The organism is Caulobacter sp. GW821-FHT12A07 (assembly GCF_058807655.1).
Genome location: NZ_JBXAQX010000001.1, coordinates 197,839 through 212,960 on the forward strand (window position 1 = coordinate 197,839; position 15,122 = coordinate 212,960).

Annotated in this window: 18 protein-coding genes and 2 tRNA genes; 12 read left to right on the forward strand and 8 right to left on the reverse strand. The window is 70.2% G+C overall.

Annotated features, from left to right (window positions below; all coding sequences use genetic code 11):
- Position 1 precedes the first annotated feature (1 nt).
- The 6 genes from AC1RRS_RS00905 to AC1RRS_RS00930 all read left to right on the forward strand — a co-directional run bounded on the left by AC1RRS_RS00905 (position 2) and on the right by AC1RRS_RS00930 (position 4,159).
- Positions 2–76, forward strand: a tRNA-Gly gene (locus tag AC1RRS_RS00905).
- Between the two features lie 46 nt (positions 77–122).
- A tRNA-Gly gene (locus AC1RRS_RS00910) sits at positions 123–197 on the forward strand.
- A 113-nt stretch (positions 198–310) separates the two neighbouring features.
- A complete protein-coding gene (locus tag AC1RRS_RS00915; RefSeq protein WP_492853553.1) occupies positions 311–2,074 on the forward strand; it encodes a DUF885 domain-containing protein in 1,764 nt (587 codons plus the stop codon).
- A 76-nt stretch (positions 2,075–2,150) separates the two neighbouring features.
- Positions 2,151–2,888: a YceI family protein gene (locus AC1RRS_RS00920; RefSeq protein WP_492853555.1), complete on the forward strand. Its 738-nt coding sequence runs from the start codon at positions 2,151–2,153 to the stop codon at positions 2,886–2,888.
- Between the two features lie 174 nt (positions 2,889–3,062).
- Positions 3,063–3,467 (forward strand): helix-turn-helix domain-containing protein, encoded by a 405-nt coding sequence (locus tag AC1RRS_RS00925; RefSeq protein WP_487288540.1) that lies wholly within the window; start codon positions 3,063–3,065, stop codon positions 3,465–3,467.
- Entirely contained in the window at positions 3,464–4,159 is a 696-nt protein-coding gene (locus AC1RRS_RS00930; RefSeq protein ID WP_492853556.1) for a DUF6456 domain-containing protein, read from the forward strand. The genes AC1RRS_RS00925 and AC1RRS_RS00930 overlap by 4 nt, the downstream gene beginning before the upstream one ends.
- A gap of 48 nt (positions 4,160–4,207) precedes the next feature.
- Here AC1RRS_RS00930 and AC1RRS_RS00935 read toward each other — a convergent pair whose 3' ends face one another.
- The 3 genes from AC1RRS_RS00935 to trhO form a co-directional block, all read right to left on the reverse strand.
- The gene (locus AC1RRS_RS00935) at positions 4,208–4,660 is read right to left on the reverse strand and encodes a PA2169 family four-helix-bundle protein (RefSeq protein ID WP_487288537.1); all 453 of its coding nucleotides are present in this window, start codon (positions 4,658–4,660) and stop codon (positions 4,208–4,210) included.
- 75 nt (positions 4,661–4,735) lie between these two features.
- On the reverse strand, positions 4,736–5,092 hold the full coding sequence (locus AC1RRS_RS00940; protein WP_487288536.1) for a hypothetical protein: 357 nt from the start codon (positions 5,090–5,092) through the stop codon (positions 4,736–4,738).
- A 66-nt stretch (positions 5,093–5,158) separates the two neighbouring features.
- Positions 5,159–6,112: an oxygen-dependent tRNA uridine(34) hydroxylase TrhO gene (trhO, locus tag AC1RRS_RS00945; RefSeq protein WP_492853558.1), complete on the reverse strand. Its 954-nt coding sequence runs from the start codon at positions 6,110–6,112 to the stop codon at positions 5,159–5,161.
- Positions 6,113–6,189: 77 nt separating this feature from the next.
- Here trhO and AC1RRS_RS00950 point away from each other — a divergent pair, with 77 nt between their 5' ends.
- The gene (locus AC1RRS_RS00950; RefSeq protein WP_162839355.1) at positions 6,190–6,351 is read left to right on the forward strand and encodes a hypothetical protein; all 162 of its coding nucleotides are present in this window, start codon (positions 6,190–6,192) and stop codon (positions 6,349–6,351) included.
- A 187-nt stretch (positions 6,352–6,538) separates the two neighbouring features.
- Here the strand turns inward: AC1RRS_RS00950 and AC1RRS_RS00955 are convergent, their stop codons facing one another.
- Together AC1RRS_RS00955 and AC1RRS_RS00960 are read right to left on the reverse strand one after the other, a co-directional pair.
- On the reverse strand, positions 6,539–6,967 hold the full coding sequence (locus AC1RRS_RS00955) for a SufE family protein (RefSeq protein WP_492853559.1): 429 nt from the start codon (positions 6,965–6,967) through the stop codon (positions 6,539–6,541).
- Between the two features lie 40 nt (positions 6,968–7,007).
- Positions 7,008–7,856: a sensor histidine kinase gene (locus AC1RRS_RS00960; protein WP_110119556.1), complete on the reverse strand. Its 849-nt coding sequence runs from the start codon at positions 7,854–7,856 to the stop codon at positions 7,008–7,010.
- 189 nt (positions 7,857–8,045) lie between these two features.
- Here AC1RRS_RS00960 and divJ point away from each other — a divergent pair, with 189 nt between their 5' ends.
- Positions 8,046–9,824: a cell cycle sensor histidine kinase DivJ gene (gene divJ / locus AC1RRS_RS00965; protein WP_492853560.1), complete on the forward strand. Its 1,779-nt coding sequence runs from the start codon at positions 8,046–8,048 to the stop codon at positions 9,822–9,824.
- A gap of 42 nt (positions 9,825–9,866) precedes the next feature.
- On the forward strand, positions 9,867–10,445 hold the full coding sequence (locus AC1RRS_RS00970; RefSeq protein WP_492853561.1) for a rhomboid family intramembrane serine protease: 579 nt from the start codon (positions 9,867–9,869) through the stop codon (positions 10,443–10,445).
- Positions 10,446–10,821: 376 nt separating this feature from the next.
- Here the strand turns inward: AC1RRS_RS00970 and rpmE are convergent, their stop codons facing one another.
- Positions 10,822–11,049 carry a 50S ribosomal protein L31 gene (gene rpmE, locus AC1RRS_RS00975; RefSeq protein WP_110121023.1) on the reverse strand — a complete coding sequence of 76 codons (228 nt, stop codon included), beginning with the start codon at positions 11,047–11,049 and terminating at the stop codon, positions 10,822–10,824.
- Between the two features lie 115 nt (positions 11,050–11,164).
- Between rpmE and AC1RRS_RS00980 the strand changes: the two genes are divergently transcribed.
- From AC1RRS_RS00980 to AC1RRS_RS00990, 3 genes are all read left to right on the forward strand, one after another.
- Positions 11,165–13,018: an ABC transporter transmembrane domain-containing protein gene (locus AC1RRS_RS00980; RefSeq protein ID WP_492853562.1), complete on the forward strand. Its 1,854-nt coding sequence runs from the start codon at positions 11,165–11,167 to the stop codon at positions 13,016–13,018.
- A 63-nt stretch (positions 13,019–13,081) separates the two neighbouring features.
- Positions 13,082–13,333 carry a CopG family ribbon-helix-helix protein gene (locus tag AC1RRS_RS00985; RefSeq protein ID WP_492853563.1) on the forward strand — a complete coding sequence of 84 codons (252 nt, stop codon included), beginning with the start codon at positions 13,082–13,084 and terminating at the stop codon, positions 13,331–13,333.
- Complete coding sequence (locus AC1RRS_RS00990) at positions 13,333–13,608, forward strand: type II toxin-antitoxin system RelE/ParE family toxin (protein ID WP_492853565.1); 276 nt, start codon at positions 13,333–13,335, stop codon at positions 13,606–13,608. The genes AC1RRS_RS00985 and AC1RRS_RS00990 overlap by 1 nt, the downstream gene beginning before the upstream one ends.
- Here AC1RRS_RS00990 and AC1RRS_RS00995 read toward each other — a convergent pair.
- Positions 13,605–13,934 carry a hypothetical protein gene (locus AC1RRS_RS00995; protein ID WP_492853566.1) on the reverse strand — a complete coding sequence of 110 codons (330 nt, stop codon included), beginning with the start codon at positions 13,932–13,934 and terminating at the stop codon, positions 13,605–13,607. The genes AC1RRS_RS00990 and AC1RRS_RS00995 overlap by 4 nt on opposite strands.
- Positions 13,935–14,039: 105 nt before the next feature.
- A complete protein-coding gene (locus AC1RRS_RS01000) occupies positions 14,040–15,122 on the reverse strand; it encodes a glycerophosphodiester phosphodiesterase (protein ID WP_492853567.1) in 1,083 nt (360 codons plus the stop codon).

Below are 15,122 nucleotides of genomic sequence, written 5' to 3' on the forward strand. Positions count from 1 at the left end.
TGCGGGCGTAGCTCAGTGGTAGAGCGCCACCTTGCCAAGGTGGATGTCGAGAGTTCGAATCTCTTCGCCCGCTCCATTCCCTCCTTCTCGGGGGTCGTGGACAGAGACAAGAAAATCGGTGCGCGGGCGTAGCTCAGTGGTAGAGCGCCACCTTGCCAAGGTGGATGTCGAGAGTTCGAATCTCTTCGCCCGCTCCATTTTCTTCTCTCCTTTTCCTCCCTGCGAAATGATCAGAAAGCTTCGACTTGGCCGTTTGGCCGCGCCCAGCGACATGATCTAACCTCACCCGAGTTCATTCCGGGGAGCGTTCATGCGCCATCATCTTCTCCGCCTCGCCGCCGGCGCGGCCCTGTCGGCCGTGCTGTTGGCCGGACCGGTCCAGGCGGCCCAGATCAGCGCCTCGGCCCGTCTCACCGAAGCCGTGAAGGCCTATGAGTCGGTCTCGGCGGTGGACGACGACGAGAGCGCCACCGACGCCTCGCGCTGGCGGTTTCCGCCGGTCGGCCCCAAGGCCGACGCCGAGCGCAAGGCCCGCTACGAGAAGGCCAAGGCCCTGCTGGGCGAGGTCGACGCGGCCGGCCTGACCGAAGACGAGAAGCTGACCCGCCAGATCCTGGCCTGGAGCCTGGACGACAAGCTCACCGGCCTGTCGTTCGACGAAAGCCGCATGCCGTTCAGCAGCGACGGCGGCTTCGACGTCTCCCTGCTCTATCGCGCCAACGGCATGCGCCTGAAGGACGAGGCCGAGGCCAGGAAGTGGATCGCCCTGCTGGCCCAGAGCCCAGAGTGGTACGCCGCCAACATCGCCGAGGCCCGTCGCGGGATCGCCACCGGCTTCGTCCACGCCCGCTCGACCGCCGAGTCGGTGCTGGACCGCGCCCAGCGCACGGCCGCCACGCCGCTGACCGAGGATCCGCTGCTGGTGCCGCTGCGCGCCCTGCCCGCCAGCGTGCCGGCCGATCGCAAGGCCGCGCTGATCGCCGAGGGCGAGGCGGTGCTGAAGGCCAAGGTCGCCCCGGCCCGCGCCAGCTTCGTCGCCTTCATGCAGGACGAGTACGTGCCACACGCCGCCAGGAGCCTGGCGGCCTCCGACCTGCCCGACGGCAAGCGCTACTACGCCTTCCTGGTCAAGCGCTACACCACCACCGACATGACGCCCGACCAAGTGCACGAGATCGGCCAGGCCGAGGTGCGCCGCATCCGCGCCCGGATGGAGACGGTGATGAAGCAGGCCGGCTTCGACGGCGACCTGCCGGCCTTCCTGGCCTATCTGCGCAAGGACCCGAAGTTCTACGCCACCAGCCGCCAGCAGCTGCTGGAGAAGGCCAGCGAGATCGCCAAGCGCGCCGATGACCAGCTGCCGGCCCACTTCGGCACCCTGCCGCGCCTGACCTACGGCGTGCGGCCGGTGCCGGCCAGCATCGAGAAGGGCTACACCACCGGCCGCTATTTCGGCGGCGACCCCAAGGCCGGCCGCGCCGGCGGGCTGATGATCAACACCTCCGAGCTCGACCAGCGGGCGCTCTACGAGCTGCCGGCCCTGGTGCTGCACGAGGGCGCGCCGGGCCACCACGTCCAGACCTCGCTGGCCCAGGAGCAGGCCGGCCCCGAGTTCCGCAAGAACCTCTATTTCAGCGCCTTCGGCGAGGGCTGGGGGCTCTATTCGGAATGGCTGGGCGAGGAGATGGGCATCTATCGCGACCCCTACGAGCTGTTCGGCCGCCTATCCTACGAGATGTGGCGCGCCTGCCGGCTGGTGGCCGACACAGGCATCCACGCCAAGGGCTGGAGCCTGGACCAGGCCCGCGCCTGCTTCACCGACAACACCGCCCTGTCTCCGACCAATATCGAGGTCGAGCTGAAGCGCTACGTCTCCTGGCCGGGGCAGGCCCTGTCGTACAAGATCGGCGAGCTGAAGATCCTGGAACTGCGCAAGCGGGCCGAGGACCAGCTGGGTCCGAAGTTCGACGAGCGGGCCTTCCACGACCTGGTGCTGCTGGGCGGCTCGACGCCGCTGGCGGTGCTGGACGCCCGCACCGACGCCTGGATCGCCGAGCGTAAAAAGAAGTCGTAAGCGTCACAACGCCCCGGGGTTGACCGCATCGTCGCCCCGGGCCGAACCTCCCCGCCCAACAGAAAAGGGAGGTTTCATGTCCTACGCCTCGAAGTTCGTGATCGGCGGCGCCCTGCTGCTGGCCCTGGCGGCCTGCTCCGACCCGAAGGCCGCCAAGACGCAAACGCCGCCGCCGGCCGGTGAAGCCTCCGCCGCCGCGCCCGCCCCGGCCAAGCCGCCCGCCGACCTGCCGGCCGGGGAATACAAGCTGGACAAGTCGCACGCCGACCTGTCGTTCAAACTCAGCCACCTGGGCTTCTCCTGGTACACGGCCCGCTTCACCGACTTCGACGTCAAGCTGAACCTCGATCCCAAGGTGCCGGCCGCCGCCAGCGTCGAGGCCAGCATCAAGACCAGCTCCCTGACCCTCCCCGCCCCGCCGCCCGGCTTCACCGACGAACTGCTCGGCGCCGAATGGCTGGACGCGGCCAAGTACCCGGCCATCACCTTCCGCTCGACCAAGGTCGAGACCACCGGCCCCGACACCGCCGACGTCAGCGGCAACCTCACCCTGCACGGTGTGACCAAGCCGGTGACCCTGAAGGCCAAGTTCAACGGCGGCTACGCCGGCTTCCCGCCGATGGACCCCAACGCCCGCATCGGCTTCTCGCTGAGCGGCAGCTTCAAGCGCTCGGACTTCGGGGTCAGCTACGGCGTGCCCAAGCCCGGCTCGACCATGGGCGTCGGCGACGAGGTCACGGTCGCCATCGAGGCCGAACTGCTGAAGCCCAACCCGCCGGCGGCGAGCGCCCCGGCCGCGCCCGCCAATCCTTGAATCGGGCGTCGATCCCCGTCGGCCGACGGGGATCGACCACCGTCCGGGCGAATACAATCAGTGGTTTAAATTCCGACTAGACGCGCGAAATAGGAAAGTTATCCTACAGGAGGAATATCAGCCTAGGCTGATGCTCATGGGCGTCACTGGGGGCGCCGCTCTTGAGGGACCGCCATGCTCGCTCAAATCCTGGAGGAGGCCTGGGCGATCTCGCCCGATCCGCGTCGCGACCGTCTCGCCGCGGCCTTCGTCACCCACGCCGTGGCCCTGGCCACCGGCGTCGCGCCCGCCGACATCGTTTCGGACAAGCGCGCGTCCAAGACCGCCGCCCGCGCGCGGCAGATCGCCATCTACCTGGCCCACGTGATCTTCCACTGGCCGCTGGCCCGCGTGGCCTTCGCCTTCGGTCGTGACCGCACAACCTGCGCCCACGCCTGCCATCGCATCGAGGACATGCGCGAGGACCGGGTGTTCGACGCCCGCATGAGCGCTCTGGAGGCCTGCGTGCGCCAGGCGCCCGAGACCATTCCGGATCTGACCGGCATGGTGTTCGCCAACGCCGCGGGGATCGACCGATGAGCGCCGCCGCCATTGTCGAGCGCGACCTGGAGGCCGAGCACCTGGCCGACCGCGCCGCCCGCCTGCTGGCCCGCGCCGGCTCGGTGATCGAGGCCCGGGGCCTGGCCTACGCCGTGCGCTTCGCCCGTGGCCGCAAGCCGATGCTGACCATCGACGAGGCCGCCTTCCGCAAGCTGATGCACCAGTTGGTCCCCCGCCCCGAAGGCGGCTGGCGACTGGGCCGCGCGCCGCAGCCCGCGTCGCCCGGTCGTCCGGGCTTCGTCGAGGGCGAGAAGGTTGTGGTCGAGAACGGCGAAGCCACGACGCACCGGGCCAATCTCGGCGCGGATCCGCTGGACTGGCTGTTCAGCCGCGGCCTGCTCAGCGCCGTCGAGCGCGCGGCGGGCCGGCGCCTGGAGGCCGACGCCCACGCCTCGGGCCTGCTCGGTCGCCTGACCATGAACTGGGATCCGACTCCGCGCGGCGGCGGCCCGCGCGCGGAACCCGCCGAGCGCGCGATCGGGGCCAAGGCCCGCATGGCCCGGGCGATGATGGCGCTGGCGCCCGAGCAGAGGGCGATCCTGTCGCCGATCTGCCTGCACGGCGCCTCGCTGCAGGCCACGGAGGTCGCCCTGGGCCTCAAGCCCAGAACGGGCAAGGCCGCCCTGAGGGCGGCCTTGCAGCGCCTGGCGGCGCACTACGGCATGCTGTGAGACAAGGCGGCGGTCAGTCGCGGCCGCCGCCTTGCTCAGCCTGCGTCTTCAGTGGCTCTGCGCGTGCTTGATGTCGCGCATCTGGTCGTGGCCGGCCTTGACCTTGGCGTAGGCGGCCTCGATGGCGCGGCGGGTCTGCGGATCCACGTCGAGGTCCTGCAGGGCCTTCTCGTACTTGGCCTTGATGTGGTCCTCGCCGTCCTCGACGGTCTTGACCACCGACTCGTCGCCCTTGGTCAGGGAGTCGCGGACGTTCAGGAACACGCGGTGGGCGGCGGCCAGGATGCTGCCGTCGTCGTCGGGCGTGCCGCCCAGGCGGCGCACTTCGCTCTGCAGGTCGGAGACCACGCCGCGACGTTCCTGGGCGCGAGCCTCGAACAGCGACTTGAAGCTGCGGCTCTCGGCGTCGCGGGCGGCGGCTTCGTAGCCGTCGGCGCTGTCGATGGTGATCTCGACCAGGCCGTTGACGAGCTTGATGTGGTCTTCGTTCGTATGGGCCATGGGTGAACTCCTGTGGCTTTCGAATGGAGGGACCGCAGCAACGCGGCCCCCTCCCGAAAGGTTCGAAGCGGCGCCTTAAGGCTTTTTCGATTGCAGGAAGGTCCAGGCGGTCCCGGCCGCCGTCAGGGCCGCGCCGCGCGTGCGCTTGTTGATCAGCAGACCCGCAAGCACCGCTCCGCCCAGCACGGCGACGGCCAGCGGGATGGTGCGGCCGCCCAGCTGGATATCGCGGCCGGCGATGGTCAGCGGCTTCTTGGCCGGACCGCCCACGGCGTAGTCGGCGACGGGAGCCTGGGGTTCAGGCGACTTGGAATGCTGGTCGAGGAAGGTCGAGACCTTGTCCGACAGGGTGTCGATCAGGCCCTGGCGGGCGCGGGCGGGACCGGCGCCGTTCGTGTGGCCAGGATTCAGGGTGGGGTCATAGGCGACCATGGGTCATCTCCGTGTCCGAGAAAGGGGGCTCGGTCGGAATAACGCCGTGAGGCCGACGACGATCCGTCAGGTTTCGCGCGAAGGCTTGACCGGCAAGGCCGCGCCGACGTGGTCAATGCCCAGTTCGATCGCCCGCGCCGCCTGGCGCTGGCGCTCGGCGTAGCGGGCCTTCTGGTCGTCGCTGCGGGTATCGTGGCAGCGCGCGCAGGACACGCCCTCGACGTACAGCGGCGAGGTCCGTCCCGCTTCCGACACCGGCATGCGGCAGCCCCGGCACAGCACGTGGGAGCCTTCCGACAGGCCGTGGCCCACGGCCACCCGCTCGTCGAACACGAAGCATTCGCCGCGCCACAGGCTCTCGTCCTGGGGCACGGTCTCCAGGTAGTTCAGTATGCCGCCCTTGAGGTGGAACACGTCCTCGACGCCGCGGGCCTTGAGCAGGGCCGTCGACTTCTCGCAGCGGATGCCGCCGGTGCAGAACATGGCCACCTTCGGGGCCGGCGCGGCCGGGTCCCAGGTCTGGCGGAAGGCGTCGAACCAGGCGGGGAAGTCGGCGAAGCTGGGCGTGGCCGGATCGATCGCGCCTTCGAAGGTTCCGCAGTCGACCTCGTAGCCGTTGCGGGTGTCGATCACGATCACGTCGGGCTGCGCGATCAGGGCGTTCCAATCAGCCGGATCAACATGGACGCCGTGATTGTGGGCCGGATCAAGGTCGGGCTCGCCCAGGGTGACGATCTCGGCCTTCACCTTGACCTTCAGCCGATGGAACGGCGGAGCGTCGGCGTCGGCGAACTTCAGCTCCAGCGCCTCGCAGCCCGGCAGGGCGCGGATATGGGCGATGGCCGCGTCGATGGCCTGGGGCGTACCGGCGATGGTGCCGTTGATCCCCTCGCGGGCCAGCAGCAGGGTGCCCTTGATCTTCAGCCCGCAGCACAGCTTGGCGAGATCGGCGCGGATCGTCTCCGGGTCGTCGAAGGTCGCGAAGCGGTAGAGGGCGGCGATGCGCCAGGGCGAGGTCATGGGCGGGCCATAGAAGATGAACGCCCCGGGCTCAAGCACGGCCGGAACCAAGCACGCCGCACGCGGGTTACCGGGCCATGAGCATCCTGATCACCGTCATCATCGCCCTCGTGCTGCTTGGCCTGGCGCTCTACGCCGTCCAGCGCTCGCCGATCCCCTCGCCCGTGAACTGGCTGATCCAGCTTCTGCTGATCATCGTGGCCATCGTGTTCATCGGAAACAGGGCGGGCTTCTTCTAGAGAATAGGGACGACTTCTCTCTTTCTCCCGTCATTCCCGCCCTTGTGGCGGGAACCCCTCTGTCAGCCGCAAGGGCGGTTGGGGCGGACTGCCAAGCAGTCCGCTAGCGCTTCTCGTGAAAGCGGAACCAGGGTTTCCCGCCACAAGGGCGGGAATGACGGGCAAATGGGAGAGCGAGGTCCCCTTATCAGGCGCCCGCCACCGCCGCCGCGTCACGCTGGATGCGGGCCACCATCGACTTGAGGCCGTTGGAGCGCTGCGACGACAGGGCTTCCGACAGGCCCAGGCGCGCCATGGCGGCCGAGGCGTCGAAGGCGACGATGTCGCCGGCCTTCGCACCCGAATAGAGCCGCAGCACGATCGCGATCAGGCCGCTGACGATGTGGGCGTCGCTGTCGCCGCGGAAGCGGACGGTGCCATCGGCCTGCGGCTCGGTGACCAGCCACACCTGGCTGGCGCAGCCGCGCACCTTGTTGTCTTCCGAGTGCTCCTCGGGGGTGAGCGGCGCCAGGTCCTTGCCCAGCTCGATCACGTAGCGATAGCGCTCTTCCCAGTCGCCGAGCAGTTCGAACTCGTCGGCCAGTTCGTCGAGGGCGGCGTTGGGGTCGGTGCTCATGGCGCGGCGTTTAGGCGGGCCACGGCCCCGATGCAAGCAATCAGGCGCCCGGCAGGGTCACGATCGCCGTCAGCCCCTGCCCAGGCGCCGACTTCAGCCGCAGCGCGCCGTTCATGGCCCGCGTCAGCAGGTCGACGATCGGCAGGCCCAGGCCCGCGCCCTCGCCGCTGCGGGTCAGGGAGGTGCCCGCCTGCTCGAACGGGCGCAGCAGGCGTTGCAGGTCGCCCTGCTCAACCCCCTCGCCCTGGTCGCGGATCGAGATCTCGACCATGCCGCCGCCGACCAGTTCGGCCTCGATCGTCACCACCCCGCCCGACGGCGAGTGGGCGACGGCGTTCTGCAGCAGGTTCGACAGGATGGTGCGCAGGCCCCGGCGGTCGGCCAGGACGGCGGGCATGCCCACGAGATCCGGCGCGCTCATCACCACGCCGCGGGCTTCGCACTCGGCGCGCAGCTGGGCCATGACGTCCTCGACCGCCTCGTCCAGCGGCTCGGCCGCGACGTCGAGGTCGGTGACGTGGCCTTCCAGGCGCGCGATCTCGACGATCTGGTTGACCAGCTTGAGCAGCTTGAGGCCGCTCTCGTGCACCAGCTTGGCGTATTCCTTGTACTGCGGCGCGCCGAGCGGGCCGTAGAGCTCGCTGGCCAGGATTTCCGAAAAACCGATGACGGCGTTCAGGGGCGTGCGCAGCTCGTGGCTGACCATGCGCAGGAACGAACGCTTCTGATCATCGAGGGCGGCCTTGCGACGGGCGCGGGCCGCCGCGCGGCGAAACGTCGCGGTGGGTCCTTCCGAAGGCCGCTGAGCCTGGCGCGAATCAGCACCGCCCGCGCTTTCGGCGAGGTCTTCGGCTGATGTCGAAGCGTCCGCGGACGCCGTCTGAGGCATGTGAAACTCCCGGACCTTCTGTCCGCAAAGGCATTCTGTGCCACCCTGAACCAACCCGCTTACGAATCCGTTTCCGTCCACAAGAAGCTGGACTCGCCCGGTCGCCCCACAATTGTGCGTGCTTTGGAGAAGGGCCGAACCGGGGTTAGGATTCACCAATAACAACAACTTCGAGGCGGACCCGCCCCCTTGGACATCGACCCGGTGCAGCCGCGGCAGGATGAAGCCGCCCTCCGCCCCGTCCTATCGGGGCGGGAGACGGCGCGCGCCTGGCGTCTGGGCTGGCTGGCGGCCGCGCTGCTGGCCGGCGGGGCTGTGGCCTTCGTTCCCGCCTCCACCGGCTGGCCCGTCTGGATCGCCCTGCTGGCCGGCGCCCTGCCCGCCATCGCCGCCCTGCTGCTGGGCGACAGCGAGGACGAGCGCGTCCAGTCGCTGCTGCTGGTCGGCTGGGCCGCCGGCGGCGCCCTGGCCGCGGCCCTGACCGGCGGCGTCTCGGGCGCGATGAGCGCCTGGTGCCTGGCCCCCGTCGCCGCCGCCTCGACCCTGGCCGCCCCGCGCCGCCTGGCCGAGGGCGCGGCCCTGGCCCTGATCGGCGGGGCCATGGCCGCCCTGGTCCAGCTGTCGGGCCTAGCTCCACCCGCTCCGACGGGCCCGACCGCCTTCATCCTCGGCTTCCTGGCCGTGGCGACCACGGGCCTTGGTCTCGCCGCCGGCCTGATGCTGACCCACCGCCGGGCCGGCGAGCGCGACGTGCGCAACCTGTCGGAGCTGACCGCCCTTTCGACCCTGCTCGACGGCCTGCCCTTCCTGGCCTTCGTCGTCACCCTGCAAGGCCGGGTGCGCACCGTGCGCGGCGTCGCCCCCGAGGGCGCGGCGCTGGACCGGATCATGATCGACGGCCTTTCCCAGGCCGCCGTGCCGGGCGAGCGCGCCCGCGTTGACTTCGCCCTGGGCCAGGCCCTGCGCGAACGCGAGGCGGTCCTGACCTTCCCGGCCGCCGAGGCCCCGGAAAAGACCCTGTCGCTGACCCTGCGCCGCGTCGGCCCGGGCGTGCTGGTGGGCGTGATGCGCGACGTCACCGCCGAGACCCGCCACCTGCTGCAGCTGGACCAGGCCCGCAACGACGCCGAGCAACTGGCCGCCGGCCGAGCCCGCTTCCTGGCCAACATGTCCCACGAGCTGCGCACGCCGCTGAACGCCATCATGGGCTTCTCCGACATCATGCGCGCCCGCATGTTCGGCCCCCTGACCGACCGCTACGGCGAATACGCCGAGCTGATCCATGAAAGCGGCCGCCACCTGCTGGACCTGATCAACGACGTGCTCGACATGTCGAAGATCGAGGCCGAGCGCTTCGAGCTGTCGCGCGGCGAATTCGACGCCCGCGAGGCCGTCAACGCCGCCATGCGCCTGCTGCGCGTCCAGGCCGACAGCGTCGGGGTGCAGCTGCGCGGCGTGCTGCCGCCAGGCGAGCTGGACGTCGACGCCGACCGCCGGGCGCTGAAGCAGATCGTGCTGAACCTGGTGTCCAACGCCCTGAAGTTCACCCCGCGCGGCGGCCAGGTGACGGTCACGGCCGACGGCCACGACGGCATGCTGGAGATCGTCGTCGCCGACACCGGCGTCGGCATCAGCCCCGAGGACCTCGAGCGCCTGGGTCGCCCCTACGAGCAGGCCGGCGGCGTCGACCAGCGCGCCAAGGGCACCGGCCTTGGCCTGTCGCTGGTGCGGGCCTTCGCCCAGCTGCACGGCGGCGAGATGCACGTCGAAAGCCGCCTGGGGGCTGGCACCAGCGTCTCGGTGCGCATGCCCATCCTGCTGGCCGCCCCGGTCACTCCGCCCGTCCCGGAAAGCCCCACGGCCACCGCCGACGCCATGGAGCAGCTGTTCGAGCCGCCTTCCGAGGGCCAGGCTTCCGACGAGCCCTTCCTCGGCGAAAACGTCATCCGCTTCGCCCCGCCGCGCTGAGCCTCTCCACGCTGAGCCTCGGGGCCGGCTTCGGGGGGAGCCTTGGCCAAACGATCGCCTTGCCTGATCTGGGCCGCCAGCCTGCTGCTGGCGTCGATCTTGGTCGCCATCGCCCTGGGCCAGCCCGTCTGGGTCCAGCAGCATTCCCGCGACCTCGTCGCCTTCGGAGCGATCAAGGGCTCGGACTTCACCTGGGCGGAGGCCTGGCGGCTGGTCGCCTCGCAGTGGCTTCACGTCAAGCCGCCGCACATGCTGCTGAACGTGCTGGTGATCGGCGGCGTGGGCCTGGCTGTCGAGGCGCGCCTCGGTCGGCTCACGCCCGCCCTGGTCGCCCTGGCGGGCGGAACCCTGGGCCAGTGGATCGCCGTCGTCACCCAGCCGGACGCCTTCATCTCCGGCGCCTCCCAGGCCTGTCTGGCGATCTGCGGCCTGGCCGTGGCCGTCGGCGGCGTAGCGCGCTGGGGACGGATCGCGGCCTGGACGGCGATCGCCGTCGCCCTGCTGCTCGACATCGTCGTCAGCGGCCACGGCGCGGTGAAGCCGGGTCATCTGGCGGGGTTGGCGATGGGCGTGGCGGCGGGCATGGCCTTGCGGGTGAGGGGCCGCGGACCTTCCTCCTGAACCTTGGCGATGACCCTTCTCCCCTTGCGGGAGAAGGTGGCGGCCGAAGGCCGTCGGATGAGGGGTCTCTCAGACATCCGACATCGCGCCCGGCCTGACCGCTGTACGCGGCTTTCAGTTCTGGGAGACCCCTCACCCGACCTCGCTCCGCGAGGCCACCCTCTCCCGCAAGGGGAGAGGGATCTGGTGCGAAAACCGCTTTCGCGGGGATTTTACGGGGGAGGAAGGCCAGTTCAGCGGAAGCTGAAAACGCCCCCCTCCGGCCCTTCGGGCCACCTCCCCCAGAGGGGGAGGATCTGGGGTCCAGATACAGAAAAAGCCGGCCCGCGAACGCGGAGCCGGCTTTTCGTCGCCCTTACGGCGAGACCTTGCGGTCTTACTTCTTCGCGGTGAAACCGGCGAACTTGGCGTTGAAGCGCGAGACGCGGCCGCCGCGGTCCATCAGCTGGGCGTTGCCGCCGGTCCACGCCGGGTGGGTGCGCGGATCGATGTCGAGCGCCAGGTTCGCGCCTTCCTTGCCGTAGGTCGAGCGGGTTTGGTAGCTCGTCCCGTCGGTCAGGGTGACGTTGATGAAGTGGTAGTCGGGGTGAATGTCTTGTTTCATCGGGCGGTCCAACCGACTAGAGGGCGGCGTGAAATGTGAGTGAGCGCCGCCGTGCGGGGTGGCCCTCGAAGACGCGCGGCTATAAAGAACCCGCGCGTTTTTGGCAAGGACCCTGTTGATGAGCGACGTTAACGGCGGCGAGATTTCGGTCGAAGGCCGCCCCGGCGCCGGCGCCGAACTGGCCCAGAGCCTGTCGGAATCGGCCGCCCGCCGCCCGCGCCGCAAGGACATCCGGCCGCTCGCCCATCTGCTGCCCTTCGTGCGCCGCCATATCGGCGACGCCCTGGCCGCCGGCTTCTTCCTGCTGTTCTCGACCGGCGCGACCCTGGGCCTGACGGGGGCGTTCAAGAACGTCATCGACAAGGGATTCGCCAAGGGCGGCGAAGGGGCGGTGAACCACACCTTCCTGACCCTGGCCGCCGTCGCCCTGGTGCTGGCCGTGGCCACGGCCTCGCGCTTCTTCTTCGTCACGCGCCTGGGCGAGCGCGTCGTCGCCGACCTGCGCCGCTCGCTCTACGACCACGTCCTGACCCTGGACCCGGCCTATTTCCTCAAGACCCGCACCGGCGAGGTGCTGTCGCGGATGACCGCCGACGTCTCGCTGATCGACCAGCTGGTCGGGGCCTCGGCCTCGATCGCCCTGCGCAACACCCTCAGCCTGATCGGCGGCCTGGGCTACATGGCCGTGGTCAGCCCCAAGCTGGCGGGTTTCATCGTGCTGATGGTGCCGGTGGTGCTGACCCCGATGTTCTTCGTCGGCCGCAAGGTGCGCAAGCTGTCGGTCACCGCCCAGGACCGCTTCGCCGACGCGGTGGGTTACGCCGGCGAGAGCCTGGACGCGCTGGACACCGTCCAGGCCTTCGTGCGCGAGCGCGAGGCCGGCCGCCGGTTCGGTTCGGCGGTCGAGACGGCCTATGACGCCTCGGTGCGCCGCATCCGCGCCCGGGCCGGCATGACGGTGCTGGTCATGACCCTGGCCTTCGGCGGCGTGACCCTCTTGCTGTGGTTCGGGGCGCGGATGGTGCTGTCGGGCGAGATGACGCCGGGAACCCTGGCCCAGTTCGCCATGCTGGCGGTGATGGCCGCCGGCTCGGTCGGCGCCCTGGGCGAGGTCTGGGGCGACGTGCAGAAGGCCTCCGGGGCCATGGACCGCATCTCCGACCTGCTGAACGCCCGCCCGGGCATCGCTCCGCCGGAAGCGCCCAGGACCCTGCCTTCGCCGGTGCGCGGCGAGATCGCCTTCGAGGACGTGGCCTTCGCCTATCCTGGCCGTCCCGACCTGCCGGCCCTCAACGGCTTCAGCTTGACCGTGAGGCCCGGAGAGACCGTCGCCCTGGTCGGCCCCTCGGGCGCGGGCAAGAGCACCGTCCTGCGCCTCCTGCTGCGCTTCTACGACCCTCAGGGCGGCGTGGTGCGCCTGGACGGCGTCGATCTGCGCGACGCCGAGCCCGCCGAGGTGCGCGCGGCCATGGCCCTGGTGGCCCAGGACTCGCCGCTGTTCTCCGGTTCGGCCATGGACAACATCCGCTTCGGCCGCGAGGACGCCACCGAGGCGGAGGCCCGCGCCGCCGCCGAGGCCGCCCAGGCTGCGGGCTTCATCACCGCCCTGCCCCAGGGCTTCGACACGCCGGTGGGCGAGCGCGCCAAGACCCTGTCGGGCGGCCAGCGCCAGCGCCTGGCTATCGCCCGCGCCCTGGTGCGCCAGGCCCCGATCCTGCTGCTCGACGAGGCCACCAGCGCCCTGGACGCCGAGAACGAGCGGCTGGTGCAGCAGGCCCTCGACGCGGCCATGAGCGGGCGGACCACCCTGGTGATCGCCCACCGCCTGGCCACCGTGCTGCAGGCCGACCGCATCGTGGTCATGGACGAGGGCCGCGTGGTCGAGGAAGGCGCCCACGCCGACCTGGTCGCCCGCGGCGGCCTCTACGCCCGCCTGGCGCGACTGCAGTTCGGGGTGGAGGCGGCGTAGACTCGGACTGTTCGCAGTCAGGGCCTCATGGGCTATGCTGGTCGTCCAGTCTTGGAGACGCCTGTGGACACCAAGGTCCTGACTGTCGAGGTTCCCGCCCCGCTGGCCGATCAGATCGACCAGTTGGCCGTCCGCATGGATCGGTCTCCCGATTGGGTGGTTGGTCAGGCGCTGGCCGCCTGGGCGGATCGTGAGGAGCGTTTCCGGGCGATGACCCTGGAGGGCCTTGCCGACGTCGACGCCGGACGTCTGGTGGAACAGGCCGCGATGGAAGCCTGGGCCGACAGCCTCGAAACCGATACGCAACCGCGCTGATGCGCCTGGTCTGGACCGGCAAGGCGGCCTCCGACATCACTCGGCTCCATGCCTTCCTGGCCGAAGTGAATCCCCGCGCGGCCGCCCGCACCGCCCGCGAACTGGTCGCCGCGCCGAAACGCCTGCTGACGACACCCCGACTGGGCGAGCGCCTCGCGGAGTTCGCGCCGCGCGAAGTCCGGCGGCTGATCGTCGGCGGCTATGAACTGCGCTACGAAATCACCGATGCCGCGATCTTCGTTCTGCGCATCTGGCACACGCTGGAGGACCGCTAGTCCTTCTCCGCCTTCGCCGTCTCCTGGTCCTTGATCAGCGACACGTGGAGCAGCTGCTTGCGCAGTTCCTCGAAGGCCGGTTCGCCGACCAGGGCCGGGTCCTGCTTCTCGGCCCAGTCGATCAGCTTCTCCAGCGCCTCGCCGATGCGGCCGATCTGGCGGCCGTAGCTGCCGACCTCGTCGAGCACCCGGGCCTCGACCTCGGGCTTGCCCGACGTGCCGAGATTGACGGTGAACAGGGAAAAGTCGCCGAAGCTCCACGACCACGGATTGATGGTCTGGGTCAGCTGGCGCGGGGCGAGGGAAAGCTGGAACGGTTCGGACATGGGGACCTCCCGATCTGGAAGGGCCAGCATGCCGCCTTTGCAACGCTTGCGTGTGACGAATGACGCGGCGGCCCGGCGAAAACGCCGGTCTCGCCCAATCTCGGGTCAGCCGCGAGCGGCGGCGGCCAGGTCCGGGAAGTCGCTGAACACACCGTCGACGCCGGCGGCGTAGAGCGCCTTCAGCACGGCGGTCGCATCGCCGGCCTTGGCCAGGTAGTCGGCGGCGGCCGGGTCGCCCTTCCGCAGGGTCGCCGGCAGGAAGTAGTTTTCGGCCCGCACCGTCCAGGGATGGACCAGCAGGCCCGCCGCGTGGGCGTCCCTGACCAGCGAGGTGGCCGGCAGCAGAACTTGCGCGTCCTGCGGCACGACCATGGTCTTTTCCGGACCCAAGCCGTCGGCATAGGCGGCCACGCCCTTCAGCCCCTCGGGCGTGACGAGGTCGGCGTACTTCACGTTCGGCAGGTCGGCCGGGCCGCCCTGGCCGGCGACCAGCAGGACGAGGCGCGCGGCGGTCTTCAGGCGCAGGGCCTTCAGCGGCCCGACCTCGAAGCACTGCACGAACACCGGCGCGGTCTTGGAGTTGAGGTCGTTGCGCTTCAGCGCCTCGACCATGCGCCCCTCGATGGGCAGGCCGACCGAGGCGAAATAGGCCGGGTGCTTCATCTCCGGATAGACGCCGATCGTGCGGCCGACGCGCTTGGTTTCCGAACGGGCGAAGGCGACGACCTCGTCGAAGGTCAGGACCTGGGCCTGGCCGTCGAAGGCGGCGCTGGCCGGACGCAGCTGCGGCAGCCGCTCGCGGGCGCGCAGGGTCTTGATCTCGGCCAGGGTGAAATCCTCGGTGAACCAGCCGGTCAGGCTTTCGCCGTCGATGGTCTTGGTCGCCTTGCGGGCGGCGAACTCGGGACGGGAGGCGACGTCGGTCGTGCCGCCGATCTCGTTCTCGTGGCGCACCATCAGGTGGCCGTCCCTGGTGACGACGAGGTCGGGCTCGATGAAGTCGCAGCCCTGCTCGATGGCCAGGCCGTAGGCCAGCAGGGTGTGCTCGGGGCGATAGCCCGAGGCGCCGCGGTGGGCGATGACGATCGGCTTGCGCACGCCGGCGCGGACCATGGCGGGGATCATGCTGGCGCCCATAGTGCCGGCGAGGGCGGCGGTCGTCATGGCGCGGCGGGTCAGTAGGGTCAT

Excerpts from the sequence above, each read along its gene's own strand:
- AC1RRS_RS00915 (WP_492853553.1), top strand. The coding sequence starts at position 311 with ATGCGCCATCATCTTCTCCGCCTCGCCGCCGGCGCGGCCCTGTCGGCC.
- AC1RRS_RS00920 (WP_492853555.1), top strand. The coding sequence starts at position 2,151 with ATGTCCTACGCCTCGAAGTTCGTGATCGGCGGCGCCCTGCTGCTGGCC.
- AC1RRS_RS00925 (WP_487288540.1), top strand. The coding sequence starts at position 3,063 with ATGCTCGCTCAAATCCTGGAGGAGGCCTGGGCGATCTCGCCCGATCCG.
- AC1RRS_RS00930 (WP_492853556.1), top strand. The coding sequence starts at position 3,464 with ATGAGCGCCGCCGCCATTGTCGAGCGCGACCTGGAGGCCGAGCACCTG.
- AC1RRS_RS00935 (WP_487288537.1), bottom strand. The coding sequence starts at position 4,660 with ATGGCCCATACGAACGAAGACCACATCAAGCTCGTCAACGGCCTGGTC.
- AC1RRS_RS00940 (WP_487288536.1), bottom strand. The coding sequence starts at position 5,092 with ATGGTCGCCTATGACCCCACCCTGAATCCTGGCCACACGAACGGCGCC.
- trhO (WP_492853558.1), bottom strand. The coding sequence starts at position 6,112 with ATGACCTCGCCCTGGCGCATCGCCGCCCTCTACCGCTTCGCGACCTTC.
- AC1RRS_RS00950 (WP_162839355.1), top strand. The coding sequence starts at position 6,190 with ATGAGCATCCTGATCACCGTCATCATCGCCCTCGTGCTGCTTGGCCTG.
- AC1RRS_RS00955 (WP_492853559.1), bottom strand. The coding sequence starts at position 6,967 with ATGAGCACCGACCCCAACGCCGCCCTCGACGAACTGGCCGACGAGTTC.
- AC1RRS_RS00960 (WP_110119556.1), bottom strand. The coding sequence starts at position 7,856 with ATGCCTCAGACGGCGTCCGCGGACGCTTCGACATCAGCCGAAGACCTC.
- rpmE (WP_110121023.1), bottom strand. The coding sequence starts at position 11,049 with ATGAAACAAGACATTCACCCCGACTACCACTTCATCAACGTCACCCTG.
- AC1RRS_RS00990 (WP_492853565.1), top strand. The coding sequence starts at position 13,333 with ATGCGCCTGGTCTGGACCGGCAAGGCGGCCTCCGACATCACTCGGCTC.
- AC1RRS_RS00995 (WP_492853566.1), bottom strand. The coding sequence starts at position 13,934 with ATGTCCGAACCGTTCCAGCTTTCCCTCGCCCCGCGCCAGCTGACCCAG.
- AC1RRS_RS01000 (WP_492853567.1), bottom strand. The coding sequence starts at position 15,122 with ATGACCCTACTGACCCGCCGCGCCATGACGACCGCCGCCCTCGCCGGC.